Source organism: Bifidobacterium longum subsp. infantis ATCC 15697 = JCM 1222 = DSM 20088, from assembly GCF_000269965.1.
Classification (GTDB): domain Bacteria; phylum Actinomycetota; class Actinomycetes; order Actinomycetales; family Bifidobacteriaceae; genus Bifidobacterium; species Bifidobacterium infantis.
In genome coordinates, this window is sequence record NC_017219.1 from 1,192,464 (window position 1) to 1,214,954 (window position 22,491).

19 protein-coding genes, 1 tRNA gene and 2 pseudogenes are annotated in these 22,491 nt (G+C 56.9%); 18 read left to right on the top strand and 4 right to left on the bottom strand.

Features of this window, described 5'->3' with window-relative positions; all coding sequences use genetic code 11:
• Positions 1–13: 13 nt before the first annotated feature.
• The gene (locus tag BLIJ_RS05100) at positions 14–1,315 is read right to left on the bottom strand and encodes a THUMP-like domain-containing protein (protein WP_012577368.1); all 1,302 of its coding nucleotides are present in this window, start codon (positions 1,313–1,315) and stop codon (positions 14–16) included.
• Between the two features lie 68 nt (positions 1,316–1,383).
• Between BLIJ_RS05100 and BLIJ_RS05105 the strand changes: the two genes are divergently transcribed.
• The 11 genes from BLIJ_RS05105 to tsaD all read left to right on the top strand — a co-directional run bounded on the left by BLIJ_RS05105 (position 1,384) and on the right by tsaD (position 14,103).
• Positions 1,384–2,229: a histidine phosphatase family protein gene (locus BLIJ_RS05105; protein WP_012577369.1), complete on the top strand. Its 846-nt coding sequence runs from the start codon at positions 1,384–1,386 to the stop codon at positions 2,227–2,229.
• Positions 2,230–2,343: 114 nt separating this feature from the next.
• A complete protein-coding gene (locus tag BLIJ_RS05110; RefSeq protein WP_007052681.1) occupies positions 2,344–3,294 on the top strand; it encodes a magnesium transporter CorA family protein in 951 nt (316 codons plus the stop codon).
• A 14-nt stretch (positions 3,295–3,308) separates the two neighbouring features.
• Entirely contained in the window at positions 3,309–4,235 is a 927-nt protein-coding gene (locus BLIJ_RS05115) for a glutamate ABC transporter substrate-binding protein (RefSeq protein ID WP_012577370.1), read from the top strand.
• Positions 4,236–4,277: 42 nt separating this feature from the next.
• The gene (gene leuS, locus BLIJ_RS05120; RefSeq protein ID WP_012577371.1) at positions 4,278–7,241 is read left to right on the top strand and encodes a leucine--tRNA ligase; all 2,964 of its coding nucleotides are present in this window, start codon (positions 4,278–4,280) and stop codon (positions 7,239–7,241) included.
• 161 nt (positions 7,242–7,402) lie between these two features.
• Positions 7,403–8,182, top strand: a complete 780-nt coding sequence (locus tag BLIJ_RS15375) for a ComEA family DNA-binding protein (protein ID WP_012577372.1) — start codon at positions 7,403–7,405, stop codon at positions 8,180–8,182.
• Positions 8,179–9,933 (top strand): ComEC/Rec2 family competence protein, encoded by a 1,755-nt coding sequence (locus tag BLIJ_RS05130; RefSeq protein WP_012577373.1) that lies wholly within the window; start codon positions 8,179–8,181, stop codon positions 9,931–9,933. Before BLIJ_RS15375 ends, BLIJ_RS05130 begins: the two co-directional genes overlap by 4 nt.
• 120 nt (positions 9,934–10,053) lie before the next feature.
• Positions 10,054–11,025 carry a DNA polymerase III subunit delta gene (gene holA / locus BLIJ_RS05135; protein WP_012577374.1) on the top strand — a complete coding sequence of 324 codons (972 nt, stop codon included), beginning with the start codon at positions 10,054–10,056 and terminating at the stop codon, positions 11,023–11,025.
• A 20-nt stretch (positions 11,026–11,045) separates the two neighbouring features.
• Complete coding sequence (gene tsaE, locus BLIJ_RS14260) at positions 11,046–11,612, top strand: tRNA (adenosine(37)-N6)-threonylcarbamoyltransferase complex ATPase subunit type 1 TsaE (protein WP_012577375.1); 567 nt, start codon at positions 11,046–11,048, stop codon at positions 11,610–11,612.
• A 61-nt stretch (positions 11,613–11,673) separates the two neighbouring features.
• A complete protein-coding gene (tsaB, locus tag BLIJ_RS14265; protein WP_012577376.1) occupies positions 11,674–12,492 on the top strand; it encodes a tRNA (adenosine(37)-N6)-threonylcarbamoyltransferase complex dimerization subunit type 1 TsaB in 819 nt (272 codons plus the stop codon).
• A gap of 16 nt (positions 12,493–12,508) precedes the next feature.
• Complete coding sequence (rimI, locus tag BLIJ_RS05150; RefSeq protein WP_012577377.1) at positions 12,509–13,063, top strand: ribosomal protein S18-alanine N-acetyltransferase; 555 nt, start codon at positions 12,509–12,511, stop codon at positions 13,061–13,063.
• Positions 13,060–14,103, top strand: coding sequence for a tRNA (adenosine(37)-N6)-threonylcarbamoyltransferase complex transferase subunit TsaD (tsaD, locus tag BLIJ_RS05155; protein ID WP_012577378.1), 1,044 nt, complete (start codon positions 13,060–13,062; stop codon positions 14,101–14,103). The genes rimI and tsaD overlap by 4 nt, the downstream gene beginning before the upstream one ends.
• A 190-nt stretch (positions 14,104–14,293) precedes the next feature.
• On the opposite strand, the gene BLIJ_RS05160 is transcribed toward tsaD, so the two are convergent.
• Positions 14,294–14,369: transfer RNA gene (locus BLIJ_RS05160), tRNA-Asn, on the bottom strand.
• Between the two features lie 171 nt (positions 14,370–14,540).
• Here BLIJ_RS05160 and BLIJ_RS13565 point away from each other — a divergent pair.
• A pseudogene (locus BLIJ_RS13565) lies at positions 14,541–14,959 on the top strand (tyrosine-type recombinase/integrase); the annotation flags it as partial.
• Positions 14,960–14,988: 29 nt separating this feature from the next.
• On the top strand, positions 14,989–16,056 hold the full coding sequence (locus BLIJ_RS05170; protein ID WP_012577380.1) for a hypothetical protein: 1,068 nt from the start codon (positions 14,989–14,991) through the stop codon (positions 16,054–16,056).
• Between the two features lie 222 nt (positions 16,057–16,278).
• Here BLIJ_RS05170 and BLIJ_RS05175 read toward each other — a convergent pair whose 3' ends face one another.
• Together BLIJ_RS05175 and BLIJ_RS05180 are read right to left on the bottom strand one after the other, a co-directional pair.
• Entirely contained in the window at positions 16,279–16,680 is a 402-nt protein-coding gene (locus tag BLIJ_RS05175; protein ID WP_126386299.1) for a hypothetical protein, read from the bottom strand.
• Positions 16,673–17,692, bottom strand: coding sequence for an amidase domain-containing protein (locus BLIJ_RS05180; RefSeq protein WP_231837879.1), 1,020 nt, complete (start codon positions 17,690–17,692; stop codon positions 16,673–16,675). Before BLIJ_RS05180 ends, BLIJ_RS05175 begins: the two co-directional genes overlap by 8 nt.
• 297 nt (positions 17,693–17,989) lie before the next feature.
• On the opposite strand from BLIJ_RS05180, the pseudogene BLIJ_RS05185 reads away from it, so the two are divergent.
• The 5 genes and pseudogenes from BLIJ_RS05185 to BLIJ_RS14270 form a co-directional block, all read left to right on the top strand.
• A pseudogene (locus BLIJ_RS05185) lies at positions 17,990–18,817 on the top strand (IS30 family transposase); the annotation flags it as partial.
• 54 nt (positions 18,818–18,871) lie between these two features.
• On the top strand, positions 18,872–20,137 hold the full coding sequence (locus BLIJ_RS05190) for an IS110 family transposase (RefSeq protein ID WP_012577384.1): 1,266 nt from the start codon (positions 18,872–18,874) through the stop codon (positions 20,135–20,137).
• Between the two features lie 109 nt (positions 20,138–20,246).
• The gene (locus tag BLIJ_RS15290) at positions 20,247–20,630 is read left to right on the top strand and encodes an SdpI family protein (RefSeq protein WP_014484775.1); all 384 of its coding nucleotides are present in this window, start codon (positions 20,247–20,249) and stop codon (positions 20,628–20,630) included.
• 22 nt (positions 20,631–20,652) lie between these two features.
• Complete coding sequence (locus BLIJ_RS05200; protein WP_012577386.1) at positions 20,653–21,372, top strand: hypothetical protein; 720 nt, start codon at positions 20,653–20,655, stop codon at positions 21,370–21,372.
• Between the two features lie 303 nt (positions 21,373–21,675).
• Entirely contained in the window at positions 21,676–22,485 is an 810-nt protein-coding gene (locus tag BLIJ_RS14270) for a hypothetical protein (RefSeq protein WP_126386305.1), read from the top strand.
• Positions 22,486–22,491: the final 6 nt, after the last annotated feature.

Sequence of the window (22,491 nt, forward strand, 5' to 3'; positions counted from 1 at the left end):
GGTGGCTTCCTCGTCAGAGGGAGCCACTTTTTCGCTTTTTAGTGCGCAGTACTAGGTGACGGCCTTGGGCGTCGGTGGTGGCGAAGAGGTAGGTGCTGCCGCCGTCCTTGAGTTTGAGTTTTTTGCGTAGCTGGGCCACGGTTAGGGGGAAATTGCGTACGGAGATGTTGGCGTGCGTGAGACCGGCCAATAGCTGCTTCAGTTCTCTCTTGTTCATGGTGGCGATGGATTCGATGACGAATGCTCTGCCTGGAAAATCGGAAATAGGTTCGGCCGCCACGAACAGGTGGCTATTCGGGCTGATGTGATGCACGGCGAAGCGCTGTTCGAGAACATCAAAGCACCCGGCCTTCATGATTGAGGCGTTGGGTTCGTAAAGGCACTTCCAATGCGAGGAATCGAAGCCGTTCGCGCTTTCCTCAGCCGGGAGATCCTCGGTATTACAGGTATTGCATGCAACTAAGGCAGAATCGCTGATAGGGGTTTGATTGTCGCTGTTATCGCCGGCCTTGTACGACAGCACCTGCCCGTCATTGACGCATACCACGAGCGGCGAGGCGCAACGGCCGCGCCCCAACACCAGCAACAATTCCTTGCATTCATTACCGGTGGAGACGATATGCACCTCGTGCACCGCGCCGGCGAAATCCGTAATGGTCTTATGCCAGTCGAGCATGGGGGAGAGCTTGACCATGACCGTCGGTGCCTTGGCCAGCAGCGTATCCTTCAGGGTCAGCACATCCGGCGTGCAATCGGCAATCGCGTAGGTACGCGAGCCATGATCGTCACGGCGGGCCGGATCGAGGAAGATCATGGAGGCTCGGCCAAGCGTATCAAGCACTGCTGTTGAATCATCATTGATGATTTCGGCGTGGCCAAGGCCGAGTATTGGGAAATTATGGCGAGCGATATCACATAAAGTGGATTGTTGTTCCACATATATGGCACGATTGAACACTCGGGACATGTAAGAAAAGTCGACGCCGAAACCGCCGGTCAGATCGACTAGGGATGTCGGGGAATCGTCGGCGTCGTCGACTGCTTCCCCGTCCAACAATCGCTGTGCTAACCGGGCTTTGTATTGAGCCGTGAACTGGCTGGAACATTGTTCCATTGGGACTTGCGGCGGGAAAATCAGCCCATCATGGGACGCCCAGTCAGGTAGCTTGAGTGAAGCACGCTGCCAGCCGGCAATCTGCTCCAGCGCGAACGGCACATCCACGTCGCCATCATGTTTGGCGTGCAAGGCCACATCACGCACATCTTCACGGCGGTGTTTGGCGATGAACGCCCAGGTCGACTCAGAAATCTCCATGCCGCCATTCTAGGGGTTGTGCTGAGATGAGTATGGCAAATCGCAAGAGAACGAGGTGGCGAAAACCGATGATCGATGAAGTGATGATGCTGCGTCATGGCCGTACGCGATACAATCTCGAACACCGTCTGCAGGGCCAGATCGATGTGCCGCTCGACATCGTGGGCCAATGGCAGGTCGATCAGACCGGATTCGCGCTCGCTTCACGGTATTACTGGGCCAAGGTGAACCGACTTGCCGAGCATCCCGAAGCCATCGCCCAGCCCGGTCCTGACGCCGCTGAACGCACTGATACGCGACAGTTCGAGGAGGCTCCCGCCGCCGGCCGGCGCATGGTGGTGATGACCTCCGACCTGTTCCGTGCCCAACAGACCGCACACGCCTTCGCCGATATTTTGGGATTGCCGGTCACCTGTGACCAACGACTGCGTGAACGCAGCTTCGGCGAGTGGGAAGGCATGACCCGCGCCGAAATCAAAGCCGTTGCAGCCGACGACTACGCCTCTTGGAAACAGCACACTGGGGGCGAAACCAAGCATGGTGTGGAAAGCCGTGCCGCCGTGGGCCAGCGAGGTGCCGATGCCGTGCGCGCACTGGTCATCGACTCCGCCTATTCAGACAGCATGCCCACCACGCTGATGCTCGTCACCCATGGCTCATGGATTACCGCCACCATCTCCAACCTGCTCGAACTCGACCCGGACGGCATGAACGCACTCGGCGGCATGCGCAACGCCTGTTGGTGCCGGCTCAAAGTGCGCCACAGCGTCAACGGCATCCCCGCCGAACAGCCCCTGTGGGAGTTGGAGGAATACAACAAGGCTCCCGCCATCGCCGACAGCGCCGACTGGGAGAACGGGCCGACCGATCTGCGCGGACCGCACATGCCAAGTTGGCAGCCAATCGTCTGGTGACGGTCGCTATGCGAAACCCCGCTCGCAAATTCGAACGGTGGGTCTAGACTGATTGCGGTTTGGAACCGTACAGCGATAGAACAGTAGGAAAGCGCGGAAGGCGGGTGAGGCGACATGCTGAGAATCTTCAGCTCAATCAATGGCCAGGTGGAGCAGATCGAGAAACCGGAAAACGGCTCCTGGTTATGTTTGAGCGAACCCACTGATGTGGAGCTCGCCACCGTCGCCTCGCAGACCGGCATCGACCTGGCCGACCTGCGCGCGCCCCTGGATGACGAGGAACGTTCACGTGTGGACGTCGAAGATGATTACACGATGATCATCGTCGACATCCCCACCGTGGAAGAGCGTGGCGGACGCGACTGGTACGAGACCATCCCGCTGTCGATCATCGTCACCGAAAACCTCATCATCACCGTCTGCATGCAGGACACGCCCGTGCTCCACCCATTCATGGAAGGCACGATCCGAGGCTTCAACACCTTCATGCGTTCGCGCTTCATCCTGCAGATCCTGTACCGCAACGCCACGATGTACCTGCGTTACCTGCGCATCATCGACCGCGAAAGCGACAAGCTCGAACTGAAGCTGCGCCACTCCATGCAGAACCGCGAAATCGTGATGCTCATGGAGCTGAGCAAGACCTTGGTGTACTTCACCACATCGCTGAAATCGAACGAAATCGTGATGGAGAAACTCACCACCCTGCAACGCATCAAGCAATACCCGGACGACGAGGACCTGCTCGACGACGTCATCACCGAAAACAAGCAGGCCATCGAGATGGCCAACATCTACAGCGGCGTTCTTGCGAACATGACCGACGCCTTCGCCTCGATCGTGTCCAACAACCTGAACAACGTGATGCGCATCTTCACCATCATCTCCATCACCCTGTCCATCCCGACGCTGATTTTCTCGATGTACGGCATGAACTTCGACGGCGGCATGATGGGCATGCCGTTCACCGACAAGCCTTGGGGCTTCCTGCTCATCATCGTGATCTCCATGGTGCTTTCCGGTGTGGTTGCCTGGTTCCTCACACGTTCGCGCATGTTCAAGTAAGGCGTTTGACGGTTATGCACCATTGGTCATCGTTCGCCAACCGTAGCATGCTCCGCGCTCGCCGCCCGATGCGGCGCGGATTTCGCTCTCGGCTGATGGCAGGATTCGCCGCGGCCTTTGGCATGATATTGCCATTATCTGGTCTGGCCGGTTGCGGCCAAATTCAAGTCACCACCGTCTCCGGAGCGCCGGAGGGACCCACCATCGCCATTGGGGTCGCAGCCGACGAACCATCGGTGGGAGCATGGCATGACGGCACATACCAGGGCTTCGACATCACCATCGCCAAATACGTGGCCGCCAAACTCGGCTATGCGAACAAGCAGATCGTCTTCAAGCAGGTTCGCCCCGAAAACCGGCGCTCCATGCTGGACAATGGACAGGTCGACATGGTCGTCGCCTCTTGGCCTATCACCGATGGGTCCAGCGCGATCGTTGATTTTGCCGGACCATACCTCACGACCAGCGTCGGTTTGCTGGTCAGGTCGGATGAGCGTGGCCGATTCACCAATGACGCAGGTTCGGTGGGCGATGTAGGCGACGGCACGGTGTGCGCAGTGAAAGGTGACGAGACAGTCGGCATCTTCCGCGGCAACCACCCGCAGGCTCGGATTCAGGAGCGTAGCAGTTATGCGCAGTGCGTCACGGCCGTGCAAGTAGGGTCGGCGGATGCCATAGCCTCCGATATGGCGGTGCTTTCCGGTCTTCAAGCGGCCAACGGGCCCCAGTATATGGACGTGATTGCGGACAAGGGCGAGGTCAGTTATGGCATCGCCGTGAGTCAAGGCATCAGCCAATTGGCGCAGAAAATCGCGGAAGCATTGGAAGACATGGTTGAGGATGGCAGCTGGACGGCCGCCAAGGATACGTTCACAAGCCAAACAAAGCTCACGGTTTCGCTGAACGGTGACCCCAAAGCCATCGTCTCGGATGCTGAATAACGATTGACGACGTGTCCAGTTGCGAGGCTACCTTGCTGATTTATGAGTGACAACGAGAAGAGCACGCAAACCGAAGAGCCCAACTTCCGCTACAACGCCGCACTGGCGCAGGACATCGAAAACAAGTGGCAGAAGATCTGGGATGAGCAAGGCACCTTCTGGGCGGCCAACGTCAACGGCGATTTGAAGGACGGCAAGGGCCGCAACGCCGAGGGGCGCACCGCCTACTTCGCCATGGACATGTTCCCGTACCCCTCCGGCAAGGGTCTGCATGTGGGCCACCCGCTGGGTTATCTGGCCTCCGATGTGACGAGCCGCTACCACCGCATGAAGGGCGAGAACGTCCTGCACGCCATGGGCTATGACGCCTTCGGCCTGCCCGCGGAACAGTACGCGGTCCAGACCGGTCAGCATCCTCGCGTGACCACCGAGGCGAACATCGCCAACATGAGCCGCCAGCTGCACCGCATGGGCCTTGGCTTCGACAACCGCCGCACGTTCGCCACCATCGACCCCGGCTACATGCGTTGGACCCAGTGGATCTTCTCGCGCATCTACGATTCCTGGTACGACGAGGAGGCCACCAACCCGTCCGGCTCCAAGGGATCCGCGCGCCCCATCGCCGAGCTCGTCGCCAAATTCGAGTCCGGCGAGAAGGCCATTCCCGGGCATGAGTCCGACGGCGTGGCGTGGACCGATCTGACGAACGCCCAACAGCAGGATATCTTGAACGACTTCCGCCTGGCGTACATCTCCAAGTCCCCGGTCAATTGGTGCCCGGGCCTGGGCACCGTGCTGGCCAACGAAGAGGTCACCGCCGAAGGCAAGTCCGAACGCGGCAACTTCCCGGTCTTCCAGCGCGAGCTCCGTCAGTGGTCCATGCGCATCACCAAGTACGGCCACCGTCTGATCGCCGACCTCGACGGCATCGATTGGCCTGAGAAGGTCAAGCTCATGCAGCGCAACTGGATCGGTGAATCCCATGGTGCCTCCGTGCACTTCACCGTGGCCACTGCCGACGGTGACAAGGACATGGAAATCTACACCACCCGTCCCGACACGCTGTTCGGCACCACGTTCGCCGTTGTTTCCCCGGAACATCACCTGCTGGAGAACGTGCCCGCCGAATGGCCGGCCGATGTACCCGAAGACTGGAAGGGCGGCTATGTCAACCCGGTCGAGGCGGTGAAGGCCTACAGGCTCGCCGCCGAAGCCAAGACCGCCAAGGACCGCGTGGACGAGGGCGGTGAGAAGACAGGTCTGTTCACCGGCCTGTACGCCACCAACCCGATCACCGGCGCGAAGCTCCCGCTGTTCACCGCCGACTACGTGCTGATGGACTACGGCACCGGTGCCATTATGGCCGTGCCTGGTGGCGACCAGCGCGATTACGACTTTGCCGTGAAGTTCGGTCTGCCGGTCATCTACACCGTCAAGCCTCTGCCGGATTCCGGCGACGACTTGGCCAACTACGAGGGCAAGGCGCCGTTCGTTTCCCATGACGGCATCGTGATCAACTCCCACGTCGAATCCACGTACGCCAAGGGCGATGCGCTGTCGCTCGACGGCCTGCGCGTAGATGATGCCATCGCCAAGGTCAACGCCTGGCTGGAGGACGCCGGCGTCGGCAAGGGCACCGTGAGCTACCGTCTGCGCGACTGGCTGTTCTCCCGCCAGCGCTACTGGGGCGAACCCTTCCCGATCGTGTACGGCGAAGACGGCACCCCGCACCTGCTGCCGGATTCCGCCCTGCCGATCAGCCTGCCCGACGTGCCCGACTACGAGCCGCGCACCTTCGACCCGATGGACGCCGAATCCAATCCCGAGGCGCCGCTGAGCCGCAACGAGGACTGGGTCAAGGTCGAGCTCGACTTGGGCGACGGCAAGAAGACCTACTACCGCGACACCAACACCATGCCGAACTGGGCCGGATCCTGCTGGTACTACATGCGGTACATCGACCCGACCGACACCAAGCACATGGTGGAGAAGGACGAGTTCGACTACTGGATGGGCCCGAACCACAACAAGTACTCGGGTGATGAAGGCGGTGTGGACCTGTACATCGGCGGCGTCGAACACGCTGTGCTCCACCTGCTCTACTCCCGTTTCTGGCACAAGGTGCTCTTCGACCTCGGCTACGTGGATTCGGCCGAACCGTTCCACAAGCTGTTCAACCAGGGCATGATTCAGGCCTACGCCTACACCGACGACCGCGGCCAGTACGTGCCGGCGGACGAGGTCGTGGAAGGGCCGGCCGACGCCTCCGGCGAGCCGACGTTCACCTGGAACGGCGAACACGCCAACCGTGAGTTCGGCAAGATGGGCAAGTCCCTCAAGAACATCGTGACCCCGGACTACATGTACGAGAACTACGGTGCCGACACCTTCCGCCTGTACGAAATGAGCATGGGCCCGCTGGACGAGTCTCGCCCGTGGAACACCCGCAACGTGGTCGGTGGCATGCGCTTCCTGCAGCGTCTGTGGCGCAACGTGGTGGACGAGACCACCGGCCAGGCCCATGTGACCGAGGACGCGCCCGATGAGAAGACCCTGAAACTGCTCAACAACACGATTGCCGAAGTGACCGCGGAGATGGAGGGCATGCGTCCGAACACCGCCATCGCCAAGCTCATCGTGCTCAACAACCACCTGACCGGTCTGAAGGCCGTGCCGCGTGCCGCAGTGGAGCCGTTGGTCCTGATGCTCGCCCCGATCGCCCCGCACATCTGCGAGGAGATGTGGAGCAAGCTGGGCCACCCCGAGTCCCTGTCCGCCGAGCCGTGGCCGGTGGCCGACGAGCGTTACGTGGGCCACGATACCGTGACCGCCGTGGTGCAGATCAAGGGCAAGGTGCGTGCCAAGCTCGAAGTGCCGGTCGACATCGATCCGGCCGATCTCAAGAAGCAGGCGCTGGCCGCCGTCGCCGACCGTCTCGGCGGCAAAGAGCCGCGCAAGGTGATCGTCAAGGCCCCGAAGATCGTCTCCATCGTTCCCACGGAGTGACTTGTTGCGGGTTAGGCTCCCCTCTTTGAGGGGAGCCGCTCGCGTGGCGAGACTGAGGGGAGCGTCAACCGCCCCACCTCAATTGTGGATAACTTCATAAGCTAGAACCACATACCCCGTTTCAGCTGGACAAACGCCCATGAATCCATCAGCGTGGATGCATGGGCGTTTCTCATAACCATCGCGCAGACCATGCCGCCAACCGTTTGCGCGCATTCAGCAGGCAGAGCGAAGCCATGCCCCAACCGCGAGTGGAACGGCCCACGACGCCTCCGCCGCCTCCCGGCCATGCACGGATTCGTCCGGCCGGCCACCCACCCCAAAGGGCGCAGAGCGGCCTGCGGCAGGCGACCCGTGACAAACGTGCGTTATCGGATCTGATTGGCGTACGTTCCGCCGATGCCGTCGGAGAATCAGCCAGACTCACCCGGGATCAGCCGCGATTGTCGTTCACCATTGGGCATGCCTTGGCCGTGATATTGCTGCTGATCGTCGCCCTTGGCATCAGCTTGGCATTGCTGGTCCAGCAGTCGATGAATATGGCCATGCTGTCTCAACCGACCGCCATGCAGACCACGGGCGGCTCCGCTGGAGATCAGACGATGCCATCGCAGAACACCACGGACGAGAAACGCACGGATCCGCAGCAGTCGGAGCATTCCGATGCCACAGCGAACCCCGAATCGGATACCACGCAATCTCCGCACATGCAGACGGACGGCAGCGATGCCGGCGCTTCCACGCATGGTCTCATCAACCTCAACACGGCCACCGCTGAGGAATTGCAATCCATCAAAGGTATTGGGCCGGTTACCGCTCAACGGATCATTGATCATCGCACGGCGATTGGCGGGTATGCATCAGTCGATCAGCTGCTGGATGTCAAAGGCATCGGCTCCAAGACGTTGGAGACCATGCGAGGGCAGGTGACGGTCGGATGAGCAGGGATCGGATACTGCGCGAGCAGGGGAGCCGCGATTGGAGGATGCTGCCGATCGCCATAGTGATGTGGGCGGCGAGTCTGGGAGCGCACGCATTATTCGCATGGAGGATGTCTGATGGACTCGGCACCGGTCAGGCAAAGGCCGATGCCGGAGCTGGCATTGACGCCACCATAATCGGCATGGAATGGCCTGTCACACGAATATTACCTATAACAGTGGCGTCATGTGCTGCCGTGGCGGCGACGATCGTGGTGTCTTTCCGCCTGCGGATCAGGTGGACGGGAACATTGACCGTATGCGTCGCGGTGGCGTGCATCGGCAGTATGACGGCAATCGCGTCGGACACCATTGCCTGGCATGATCCTGCCTCCGCACAAGCTCGCCAATCCAGTTCATACCACGAAGTCATGGCCACGGTGACGACGCCCGTGATCGCTTCGGACCAACGCACATACGATTGTCAGACGGACATACGGCTGAGCGGCATCACTGTGGATGGCGCGGACGTACGTTCCACGGTCGCCGTGCGCGTATACGCCGATGAATCGTATTGTGGGCAGTTGCGTCGAGGCGCGGTCTATCTGTTGACGGGCGTATTGCAGCAAGCGCGATATGGACGCATACCGCTATGGCTGCTCTTGGAAGGAAAACAGCCGGTAGCGCAGGTGCGGGCTCCGCCGTGGCATCTCGCCGCGATTGCGCAGGTGCAGGAGGCGTTTTTCACCGTGACCGGACAATTGTCCGATCAGGGGCGTGTGTTGGTGCCGGGACTGACGATGGGTGTGCTTGGCCAGGATTATATCGGCGGCGATGCCGGTCCGATGCCGGTCAACAGCACGTATGCGCAAACGTTGGAAAATCAGTTCCGCCGGTCCGGCATCATGCACCTCATGGCCGTATCCGGCGGCCACTTCGTACTGGTGGCAGGACTGGTGCGTCGGTTATGCATGTGGATGCTGCTTGATCGGCGGCTGACGGCGTTGCTGGTCTCTGGAGTATATGCGCTGCTGGCATTGGCGATGTTCCCCAGTGATTCGGTCACCCGCGCGTTCATCATGGGATTGATAGGTGCGTTGGCGTATGCGATGGGACGGCGTACGCAAGCGTTGAGCGCCCTGTGCTGGACGATAATCGGTGTATTGGCGGTGAACCCGGATATGTCGGCCAGCTACGGATTCGCCTTGTCTTCGGCCGCCGTACTGGGTATCGTGCTGTTTGCGGGGCGGCTGGCCGGTGTCTTTGAGCGAGCGATGCCGCACAGCATCGCCGAAATGATGGCGATGACCGTGGCCGCGCAATTGTTCACCCTGCCGATTCAGGTGTTGATGGAACCGGAATTGCCGTTGCTGTCCGTGCCGGCGAACCTGCTGGTGTCACCGTTCGTGGGATTGGCCACGATGGTGGGATTGATGGCACTGGCCTGCGCATGGTGCACGCCATGGCTGGCCGGCGTATTCGCGTGGATATCGTCATGGGGCACGCTGGTGATGGAACGGGTGGCGTTGTGGCTGGGCGGCAGCACGATGGCCGTCATCCCATGGAAAGACGGCGTTACGGGTGCCGTGCTGATTGTGACGGCGGAAATCGGTATCGGCATGCTACTGGTGTTCGTCAGCCGTTGCCTCCAGCATGTCCGTCGTTATGAGGCCGGAATGTCTGGCGTGCGCTTCGGTTCCGCTTGGCGCGTCCGCCTCAGTCTCTGGTGTGAGGAGACGAGACGCCTCTTTACGTGGCGGCAAGCCGAATAGCCAATGCGGTATTCGGTGCAGCAACCATCGCAATCCCAGCCGAATACCACTATCTTGACGGCAGCGGCAAAATCGTGATGCCGGCAGGTCATTGTCCAACCTGTGTGGCGAGATGGGGGCATGGCGAAAACAGCAGCGAATGCACCGGTAACCGTGGTGCCCGGAGGCGACTCGTATTTGAACGACGCGCGCACCAAGGCACTGTGCGCGCAGGCGTTGAAGGCGCGGCCCGACGCCGACCTCATCGAACTCGACGCCACATCGGCCGACCAGTATGCCTTCGATGAAGCCGTCAGCCCATCGTTGCTTTCCGACGTTGCCGTGGTCAAACTCGTCAACCTGCAGAATGCCGACGACAAGCTCGCCGAAGCTCTGGTGGCGTACACCAAGCAGGCCGCCAAGGATCCGAACGGCTCCAGCGTGGTGATCTGCCAGCACGAGGGCGGCGTCAAAGGGCGCAAAATCATCGACCAACTGGTGAAAGCCGGCGCTCGCAAAGAGGACGTGCCGGATTTGAAGAAACCGGATGCACAGCTCAATTTCGTGCTCGGAGAATTCGAGAAACGTGGTCGTAGAGCCGAACCGATGGCCGCACAGCAGCTGGTATCCGTACTCGGCGGCAAAACCGGCGAACTCGCCGCCATGTGCGAGCAACTGTGTTTCGACTTTGACGATAATCCGATGGGCCTCGACCGTGTCAACCAGTATTTGACCGCCAATCCGCAGGTCACCGGTTTTGCCGTGGCAGACAAGGCCGTGGAAGGCAAAACCGCAGAAGCCATCGTCATGATGCGTGCAGCTGTGGAACAAGGGACCGATCCCATCGCGCTGATCGGCGCGTTGGCCATGAAGCTCCGTACCATTGCCAAAGCCTCGGCGGTACGGGCCGGCACGATTTCCCAGGCCGAAGCGAAAACCAATCCGTGGGTGCTGAAGAATGCGATGCGCCAACTTGGCGGCTGGACTTCGGCAGGACTCGCGCATTGCATCCGTATGCTCGCCTGGGCGGATGAGCAAAGCAAAACAAACGGTGGCGACCCGGTATATGCGCTGGAACGCTGCATTGAAGACATCAGTCATAAAGGTCGGTAAAAGTCGATAAAGGAGTATTTATGAGCGAACACACTATTGCGGCTCCCACCAGCGAGGCCATGCAGGAGCTCGGCCGTCGTGTGGCCGGAATGGTACACGGCGGCGATGTATTGCTGCTCTCAGGCCCTCTTGGTGCCGGCAAAACCACATTCGCCCAGGGCTTCGGGGCGGGGCTGGGCATTACCGAACCCATCGTGTCTCCTACATTCACCATTGCCCGCGAACTCGACGGGCATTTCGCCGACGGCACTCCGTCTCATCTGGTGCATGTGGATGCCTACCGTCTGGGCGGCTCAGCCTATGCGCCGGGGCAGGACGCCATCGGGCGTTTGTTGGACGAGCTGGAATCGCTGGGATTGGACGAAGAACTTGAAGACCCCGGCGAGAACACGGTGGTGCTTATGGAGTGGGGCGAACAAATGGCCACCGCCTTGGCGCCAGAACGACTTGAAATCCATATCGATCGACCTCTCGATTCCTCCGATGCCGCATCCGCTGGATCAGACGGCGAACTCACCAGCAACGGCACTCGTACCGTCGCATTCGTCCCAGTCGGCAAGCGATGGGCCGCGTTCGATCTGCAGTAAGCCATGCGCCTATAGACTCCTCGATGTACACTCTCTAGAGGCTTTACGACTAGGAGGATTCATGGGTTGCACGTTGGTGATTGACACCTCATTCGGCTCGACGGTCGGCATTGTGGGGCGCGAGCCCATTGTAGAGACCGATTCGCGCACCCATGTGGAGAAGCTGCAGGTCAATATCGCGCGTGCGGTCGAAGAAGCCGGGTTCCCAGCATCTGACATTGCAACAGTCATTGTGGGTACCGGTCCAGCCCCCTTTACTGGTCTGCGTGCCGGTATCGTTACGGCCAAGGCACTGGCTTTCGCAACGGGAGCGACGCTTATCGGCCATAATGTTCTTGAGTCTCAGGTGCAATGGAATCTCATTCGCCGTGGCAAAGCCGGCACTCTCGACGATACTCATAAATGCCATGTGCTCACTCTTGCCGTAAACGACGCACGCCGCAAGCAACTCTATTTTGCGTTGTACTCGGACCCGCTCGTTGGCGATCCCAATGGCGAAACCGTGGCGACGGCTCTGATTGACATGGACATCGATTACCCTGCATCCATCGCGCAGCGCGTGAATGATGCCGTTCATACGTACCGCGACGGACTTATGCCAGAAGACAGCAATGTGGATGTGGTCGTGGATGTTGTGGGTCATGGGGCCCGCAAATATGCGGATGCGCTGGGTGCAATCGAGCAGCTTGGCGACATCACCGATGAATCCGTATTGGACCAAGGGGAGCAAGGTCTCGCTATCTTTGCCACTGATGCGGAACTGGTTGCCAACCGTAATCCCGATACGCCGGTCGAACCGTTGTACCTGCGCCGTCCGGACGCCGAAGTGCCGAATCCGCTGAAGCACGTGCTCGGCCATGCCGGTGCCGATAAGGCGTGAAGTGGGTTGTGGTCCGATGATTGTTGACATCACTGCCGTAAGTCGTGATCTTGCGGTTTGCTCCATCGCACAGTTGGAAGGCGAACTGTTCGGCCTCGGCGCATGGAATGCGAACATGGTGCGAGAGGAACTGGACGCACCGGCCCGCACGTATCTGCTGGATGTGCTGGGAGAGGTGGAACAGGCGGTTGTCCGCGGCTACGCCGGCTTCTGGTATGACGGCGAGGACGCCGAGCTCATGACCATCGGCGTGGGCAAGGCATACCAGCGGCAAGGCATCGCCGCTGCGTTGCTTCAGGCACTGGTCGACGAGGCGAAGCGTCAGGGCGCCTCGCGCATGCTGCTCGAAGTGCGTGTGGATAACGACCCTGCGTTGGCCCTGTATCAGCGGTTCGGATTCGAACGCATGGGATTGCGCAAACGCTACTACCAGCCCGAAGGCATCGACGCATACACCATGAGCTTGGACCTGAAACCTAGGGTCGTGGGCTTTGCCGCCCCGCAGACGGCATCGGCGGACACTGAAGACATCACCAGCAAGCAAACGGAGAAGAACGGAGAAGCACGATGAGCGAACCGGTTGTACTGGGCATTGAATCCACCTGCGACGAAACCGCAGCCGCCATCGTACGCGGCCGCGAACTGCTCTCCAACGTCGTGGCCTCATCCATGGAGGAACACGCGCGATACGGCGGCGTGATCCCCGAAATCGCCTCCCGTGCGCACGCTGAGGCCTTCGTGCCATGCGTGTCCAAGGCGCTCGCCGACGCGAACATGACGTTGGCGGATGTGGACGCCATCGCCGTGTCCGCCGGTCCCGGACTGGCCGGTTGCCTGGCCGTGGGCGTGTCCGGCGCCAAGGCGCTGGCCTGGGCTGCGAACAAGCCGATTTACGGCATCAACCATGTGATCGGGCACATCGCCGTCACTCAGCTGCAGTTCGGCCCGTTCCCCAAGGACACGCTGGCTCTGATTGTCTCCGGCGGCCACACCTCGCTGCTGCATGTGGAGGACATGCCGCGCAAGATCGATGTGGTGGGCACCACGCTGGATGACGCGGCGGGGGAGTGCTTCGACAAAGTCGCCCGTCTGCTCGGCTTCCCGTATCCGGGCGGCCCGCGCATCGACCGCCACGGACAAAACGGCGACCCGCACGCCATCAAGGTGCCGATGGGTCTGACCCAAGGCAAGGCCGGTGCCGCGCACCCGTATGATTTCAGTTTCTCCGGTGTCAAGACCGCCGTGGCCCGTTGGGTGGGAAGCGAGCAGGCCGCCGGCCATGAGATTCCGGTGGACGACGTGTGCGCATCCCTGGCCGACTCCGTGGCCACCGTGCTAGCCCGTAAGTCCATGCGCGGCTGCCGGCAGTACGATTCCAACACGCTGATCGTGGGCGGCGGCTTCTCCGCCAACTCGCAGCTGCGCGCCAAACTGCTCGAATTCGGCGAGAGCTACGGCGTCGACGTCCGTATCCCGCAAATCAAGCTCTGCACCGACAACGGTGCCATGGTCGCCATGCTCGGCGTGAACCTGGTCGAAGCCGGCGTGGCCCCCAGCGCCCCCGACTTCCCGATCGACTCCGCCATGCCCCTGACCAAGGTCTCGATGTAAGATTTGCACGGTATTCCCAAACTGATACTGGGAATACCGTGCCTCTCATCGGTGAATTGACAGTGACCTGTCTGCCTGATGTGAGTAGTGGTGAGGTCTTCGCCATGGATTTCCCGGTTGATGATGGGGTGTCGTGTCTGGTCACCAATGCGATGAAAATAAAAAAGCCTCGGAGAACCGAGGCTTTCGATGGCTCCTGCGACTGGGCTTGAACCAGTGACCGTCCGATTAACAGTCGGATGCTCTGCCAACTGAGCTACGCAGGAATATTCAATTTTCATCCCGTCCGGAGTTACCCGTTCAGGTGAGCTCCTGCGACTGGGCTTGAACCAGTGACCGTCCGATATACGGTTCTGGCTTGCAGCCGTAGGGCTTCTTGCAACAGGTGTAGAGAATACACCTGCTTTGCTTGTCCTTCAAATCGGCGTGTCTCGACAATTCTTCTCGATGCACCCGGTTTTCCGAAGAGCTTCAGCCGTACGGAAGAGACCTTGAGAACCCGATGGTATCAAATCGTCCGTTTCTCCAAAATCGTGAACAAGAGCATCACGGACGTGACCGAAGACGACCTCATATTTTATCTTGCCGGCATGGGAACCGAAGGCAGACGCGGAGTGCGCAGCTGCGTCAAGGTCTTCTACCAATGGGGCATGAAACGAGGACTCGCTCGCTGCAACCCGACGGACGAAGTGCCCACCGTCCCCGTCACCCTTCCTTCCGGCCGCATCTGCCCGGAGGAGAACATCGAACAAGGGCTCGCATCACCCAGGGACGCTGCGGCGTCGATTACGTGGCGAGGAGGATCAAGACGGCAACCGGATACCCGTCGCACAGCCTGCGCATGCCATTGCAGACCCTGAAACCGCTGGGACGCCACCGGAACCGTTGGTAGACAGGAAACCCAAACATCGGCTGCTGCCCATCACACCCATCATCGACGATGAGCCGCCTCGTGATGCGCGGAACAATGACACTCCCGTCTCCGAGTCTGACAAGCAGACGGGATCAACGATAGACACACCGATGGGGATCGGAGAACATGCCGAGGATGATGCGTCCTTGGCGGAATTATCTGCCGACGAAGCGGATGAGGTAGCCGTTCATTGGCATATCCCTTTTATCCGCATCGCCGGCATCATGCTCATTCTGGCCATCGTAACGGGATCAGCCGCAGGCCTTGTCATGGCGAAGAAGAACTATGACCATCAGGAGGCGCTCACGTCATGCAATCAAGCAATCAAACAAACCGGCATAGTGCGGATTGCATGGAACAAAGCGTTGAAACAGGCGGAACCATATGCGAAGCTCCAGGATAAAGACGTGCAGGATCCCAAGTCTTTGGGACTGCTCAGCAAAATCATGCAATATCAGCCATCGGCCTCAACGGAGAATCGCGATCCGAGTCTGACGGCCGACCGTCTCGATCGCAATCGTGCAGAAATAGGGAGAGAGAATAACCAGCTCAGAACCCAGATCAGGAACCTGCATGACACAGTTGGCACGATCAAGGCGTCACAGGAACAACAACGGATCGACAACGCACAGAACGTACTGAGACAAACCATTGAAGACGCCGATAGGCTCTACAAAGAATCTGAGAACAAGGTCAGAGACGGCAACACCCGCGTACGGCTCAACGAGCAGATCGCCCATGCACGACTCATGATGCACGACCGTCAGAATCTTGATGCCTATAACGGAACCATTCAAGATCTCAACGAGGTCATGCAAATCGTTCGGGATTCCATGACGACTGTAGAGGATGAAGATGAAGATGTATCCGATACAGACTGTTCGGATGATTCCACACAGCCGGGCTCGGATCCTCAATCATCGAACCGACGACCCGCACCATCATCGGAAGGTTTATCCCAGCCAGTTACGCAAGGCAATCCCACCTGGGATGTGCCCGGGCAATCGGCAATCCCTTCATTCCCCGACCGGCTAGGATAATGTCACCTGCAGGAATGATCAGGAGATGGTGCGGCGGTATTCGTCGAGCTTTCGGGCCGGTCAATCTCGACGACGCCGAACGTATCAGGGAGTATGCGGTTGAACTCGACCAATCTGCCGTTGGCAGTCACGGCCGGGCTGACAGACCTGACCAGATTAAAGCGATTCTAAAGAACAAGAAGATAGGTGCTATCCCACGGAATATATGGGATAGCACCTATCTCATATATTGCGGTGATTGTATTTATTAAGAACGCTGTTCGCGTATTCAAGATGAGATTCAGCCTGTTGCTTCATGAGCTTATCGCTCGCTATGATATCGTTCTTCTCCTTTAGTAATTCCCACGGAAAAAAACTGTATTTATGAGACGGTTCGGTATATTCCGGAAGTTCAGGTCTTTCAAATTCAGTCAATCCGAATTCTCGTGAATTTGCCTTTTCGGTCTCCGCTGAGACCAAAGTCGCTAAATTCCAGACAACTTGATCTGCTTCCCACTGAGAATATGCAGCAGATACCTGGAACATCAGTATGCCTGTCATGCAGACATATATCAAGGCAATGACTGATATAGCCTGAACCCATCTGTTACTCTTCATGCCATTCAGGCTCATTTTCTCAGTCATAACGATATTGAAGCCCATACCAGGTCATATTATTTTTTCCTTGTTCATGGGCATGCTGCAGCGACTCCGTCAACGTGATTTGATGACGATTCTCTGTCTTCTGATCTATGACCGGATTGGCTTTGCCGTCCTTTACGACAACACCCACGACGAACATAGCGTGATCGATTTCATTATTTGAGGTCCAATCTACATACAATATGCTGCCTTGCCATGCTTTCCAAACATTATCCAAACTGTCATAACTATGCGAATAATGCTTCATGTACGAATAATTGCTATCCGCATTCATCCAAGCACGTGTCGTCAGCTTGTCCGGCAATACAGTAGAGTAATTCCACAGTCTGGTCAGAGTCATTCCACCTTCATGAAGAGCCTGCGAGACAAAGTTTGCACAGTTAGAGCCAAAAGACGGATACGCGGAATTCATTTTATGCTCATATCCAGGACTCGTCCATTTATTGGCATAATTCATAGCCTTAATATAATTTACTCCGACGGAGTTGTCCCCGAAGGCATATGTCTGAGCCTTGTTGAGTGCTTCACTTTCCAATGCGCCATTTTCATCCAAAGAAGCAGGTGTTTTGTCTTCGGTCGGCAATTTATCCGATGCGTCGGCATATTCCGGTGGATCTTGTTCATCAATCACTTTGTCGCTAATAATTGAATACCCTCGCTGCCTTCCCACATGGGCAAACTCCATGATATGCGTAGAAGTCCAACTCTGGTCAAGATGGTCCGTGCGCTTACCATTAACATAAATAACAGTATCCGAGTCTGCGTCCAGACTCACGTTCACGGTCATATCTGTATCAATCAGATACTCTCCGTCATCTGATGATTGAATGCTTCTAATTGTCGGTACGACTTCAACATTCTTGCTGATAAGACCCTCTTTGGCTTGTTCCTCAGCGGTAAGTGGGATATTCAGTTTGGACCTCGTACGCGGCGAATGATATTCGGCTAATAGTTCTTGTGAATACTGATGAAGCGTCTGCTGGATCTCTTGCATCTCCACATTGTCGCTTCCATACGCATATGCATTCGCAGGAAGCAACAAAGTCGGCACTAAAAGAGCAGTCAGCAGAGGAATAATCTTTTTTCTTGCATTTAACACATAATAGCATCGAATTCAGGAGACCTGAGTTCTAAATAGAAGCGCAACACCTGTCTATGGTTGGAAGTGTTCAAGTCCACAACCGAAGAGAAAGTGCTGCGCTCGATATGAAAGCTTATTCCCACCTGTCGGCAGAGGAACGGATCCGAATCGACGAATTGCGCAACAGGGACGGGCTCGGCGTGCGTCAGATCGCGCAGGCCCCTGCGCATGTCCTACTCCCCGTTGCTCGCATGGGTGATGGACGCGCTCAGGAAGGGGTGGACGCCGGAAAGGATCGAGGGGCGACTGAAGGTCGAATGGCCCGACGACCCGCGCATGCGGATAAGCCACGAGTGCCTCTACCGGTGGATCTACGCGAAACCGCAGAGGGCGCTGGACCTCAGGCAGTACCTGCCTCGCGGCAAGCGGCACCGCACGCGTTCGAAGGGCAGGAGGTCGAAGGGGCCGCGCATTCCGATGCGCGTGCCGATCACGGACCGGCCGAAGAAGGTGGACTCGCGCCATGAGTTCGGCCACTTCGAATCCGACACCGTGGTCGGCGCGTCCCCGTCCAAGCGGTGCATCGACACGCAGGTCGAACGCAAGAGCCGCCGCCTGTTCGCCCGCCTCATCCCCGACAAGGGCGCGCTGGCGACCGCGCGCGCCGAATACGACATCTACAAGGACATCCCCGCGCCCGCGCGCATCGACCGGACATGGGACAACGGCACGGAATCCTCCTGCCACGTGCTCGTGGACGAGGCCCTCGGCATGCTCACCTACTATGCGGACCCCTACTCCTCATACCAGCGCGGCACGAACGAGAACCGCAACGGGCGCATCCGCCGCTACCTGCCCAAGAGAACCAGCTTCGACGACCTCACGGACGAGGATCTGCAGGCCATCGTCGATGAGATCAACGACACCCCCATGAAGGTCCTGGACTGGGAAACGCCCAACGAGGTTTGGTACCGCGAGCTCGGCAAGGTAATGTCGAAGACAAGCCACCCAAAGACGGGTGTTGCACTTATAAATTGAATCCGGGGGGCCGGAACGCCCCGGGAAGTCAACGGCGACGACAGGGAGACGACGATGGAGCAGCCGACCACGATCATCGCCGGGGTGGACACGCACACCGGCATCCACACCCTCGCCCTGCTCGACATGAACGGCAGGGTCCTTTCCACGAACACCTTCGGAGCCGACCCGGACGGGTACGGGCATCTGATCGCCATGCTCGGCGACCCGGCCCGCTGCGCCGGGATCGGCGTGGAGGGCACGAACTCGTTCGGCGCGGCGCTGGCCCGGCGGCTCCAGGCCGCCGGTTTCCCCGTGTACGAGGTGCTCAGGCCGAAACGCGGCGTGCGCCGCAAGGACGGCAAATCCGATCCCATCGACGCGATCGCCGCCGCGCGCAGCGTGCTGGCCGGCGACGGAACGAGCCTGCCGAAAAGCTCGGACGGGTGGGTCGAGGCGCTGCGCCACCTGAACGCGGAACGATCCCAGCCGGTCACGGCGATGACCACGCCGGCCAACTCCACCGGCGGTCTGCCGGCCGCCGCGCCCGAACCGATCAGGGAGAAATACAGGGGACTGCGCACCGAGACGCGCATGAACCGTCTGGCCTCATGCCGCCCGTCCGGCGGCCTCGTCGCCCACAGCGTGCTCACCGCGCTCAAAGGCGCCGCCAAGGCATGGAGGGCGCTCAAGGAGCAGGCGGACCCGCTCGAGGAACGCATGCGGAGCATCCTCGACACCAACGCGCGTCCCCTGCTCGACATCTACCGCGCCGGCACCATCACCGCGGCCACGATCGCCATCGTCGCCGGGGACAACCCCGAACTCATCCGCGACGAGGCCGCGTTCGCCAAACTCTGCGGCGCGTGTCCCATCCCCGCATCCAGCGGCAAGACCAACCGTCACCGGCTCAACCGGGGCGGCAACCGGCAGGGCAACATGGCACTGCACCGCATCGCCATCGTCAGGCTCGGATACCACCAGCCGACCCGCGACTACGTGGCGAAGAAAACACGAGAGGGGAAAAGCAAGCTCGAGTTCATCCGCTGTCTCAAACGCCATATCGCCCGCGAGGCGTACAAGGCCCTCATCGCCATCCGCAACGGCGGCGCGGGACGGCAGACGCCGCAGGAACGCGGCGCGCTCCTACGACGCCTGCGCACGAGCCACGGGATCACGCAACAGCAGATCGGCGAGGCGCTGGCCGTGCCCTCCAGCAGGATCAGTGAAATCGAACGCGGGACCCGCGACCTGCCCGAACTCGAGCAACGCGCCACCCAATGGATCCACTCCATCACCACCCCGACGACACGACACTCCCAACCGCTTGACGATGAATAGGAGCATCAAAAAACACAGAAACGTATTAAAAACTCATTATTTTGATTTAAAATCAAATTACTTTTCCTTGCAAATAGCAATTAAAAAAAAATAAATGAAAAGAGTGAGAATGTTAATTATATTAGCATTGATACTTTTAATATCAAGTTATTACTTATATACGCTATATAATGAATCAAGAAAAGGAAATTTAGAATTAAATTATCAAGTAGGGATAAAAACTCGATGGACAATGTCGTCTGAAGAGGTATGGAATTATGTACACAAAAAATATTCATTTGTTTTTCTAATTAGCGGCATAATCGTTGCATTGATGGCTGCGATAGTCATAATCGGCGCATTTTTGTCAAAAAGCATAAACAATCTCAATAATATCTATTGGCTAGCAATGTTATTTATTACAGTATTGTTATTGCTATTTGTTATAGCAATAGGATTCTGCGCAAACAACGATGCAAAAAGTTATTTTCTTATGAAGGAAGAGAAGCAATGAGTAAGGTAAATGAAGAGAAGCAATGAGTAAGGTAAATGAAGAGATGACCGAAAATATTAACAATTTATGGTCTGAGTTGATTGAAAACCATGATAAAAAACAGGCTTTCATGAATCATCCTAACGAATTTTTAAAATCGGAAAAAATAAGCATATATCTAAAGACTGTCAATGGTAGACATTTCGAACTTGGAGAGTTCATCGGAGAATCACCGGCAAACGCCCGAATGGCAATATTAGAGTCGATTATCTCAATGATAACCAACACGGTTCCGACTTCCGAAGGTGAAGAACCTGAGAGGACGCCTTACTGGGGCGTTAACTTCAATGCAATTACAAATTTTAATGTGTGGTTTAACGCAAATGCTGTAGCGAATGCAAACGCAATGAGCAATGCGAATGTGGGCACAAACGCAAACGCGGGAATGAACGCAAATGCAAATACTGCCAAGAACGTAAATGTCAGTGGCGAAGGAAATCCGCAAATACAAAGTGAACACAAAAGGGACATCAATCTGACATATTCCGATAAGTATCTAAAATCCGAATTACACAAGTATTTTCAAAATCATAATTTAACTACACATCGCGAAAAAGTATTACTAGTATACCTTATTGAAAATTCCGGGAACAGAAAGAACATCGAATACTCGTTTCATGGACAGAGGATAAAAATAGATATTGAAATGGAGGGCAATATAGCTTTAATAGAAAATGGCGAGTTAATCAAGGAAAGGAAGTAAGTTCAATGAGCTGGAATTCGATAATTGAAGATCATTATATGGAAATGCTTTCGAATATCAGAGAGACAGCTATCGCTACAACCGACCAGTGTAATATTAAATATGAACATTGTCTGATGATGTCTGGCCCTTCGCGAAAAGAAAAACTGTCATATCTTTTAATGAAGCGCTTCATTGATTCATTAAGGGCAAAATCAAAGTTAAATACTGTTGTATTTACAGGGAGGCGAGTCAACCCTTTTAGGCGAGGATTTGCTTAGCATCATATCCTACTGTTCAAGCATTGGTCTAGGAACACGTTTGGTGACAAACGGCTCGTGGGCGATTAACAACTGTGCTACAGAGGATATGATCCTCTATTTATTGGAGTCCGGTCTCAATGAACTCAACATATCTACCGATGATTTTCATGCTAAAGAGGTTTCCTTAGATTGCGTTAGGAGGATCTGGAAATGCGCAAAAGGACGAGGATTTAGTGCGGTTATTTTGGGTGTATGTAGTGGTCCCGAGAGCAGAGTAACACCTCAGTTTTTAGAGACATTTTTAGGGGAAAAAATTCCTTATATATACGACGCAATGGGAAACAAACAAATCCCTGAGCCAAATCAGGACGGAACAGTATACGCAATTTCAAATACTGGCATAGCACCTTTGGGGAGAGGGCACCATTTAAAAGATGGCTGGTTTCGAAAAACTAGAAGAGTGGAGCATCCATTTATCGGAAGATGTCCAAACATATATAAACCCTTGACACTAATGGCAGATGGAACAATCGGCGCATGTTGTGGCATCAATTGTGAACGGACGTCGATTCTTTCCATTAAAAATATATACAACAACGAAAGCTATTTTTCCGACGGAAAACCTTCATATGAACAGCAAATAATTATCTGTGCACTTGATGTCTTAGGCCCAGCATATTTATACACTATTGCAACGGGAGATGCATGTGAACATATCAGAGGAATAAATATATCGTCGTGCCAGATATGTGAGTTTCTGTTCCGAGATAATTCTCTGACCAATAAATTATTCCGGTCAATAGATCAAATTGAATTTGACGTAATAAGTCAACTAGTATCTATTGATATATCTACCCCAATTCTTAACTAGGGGTTT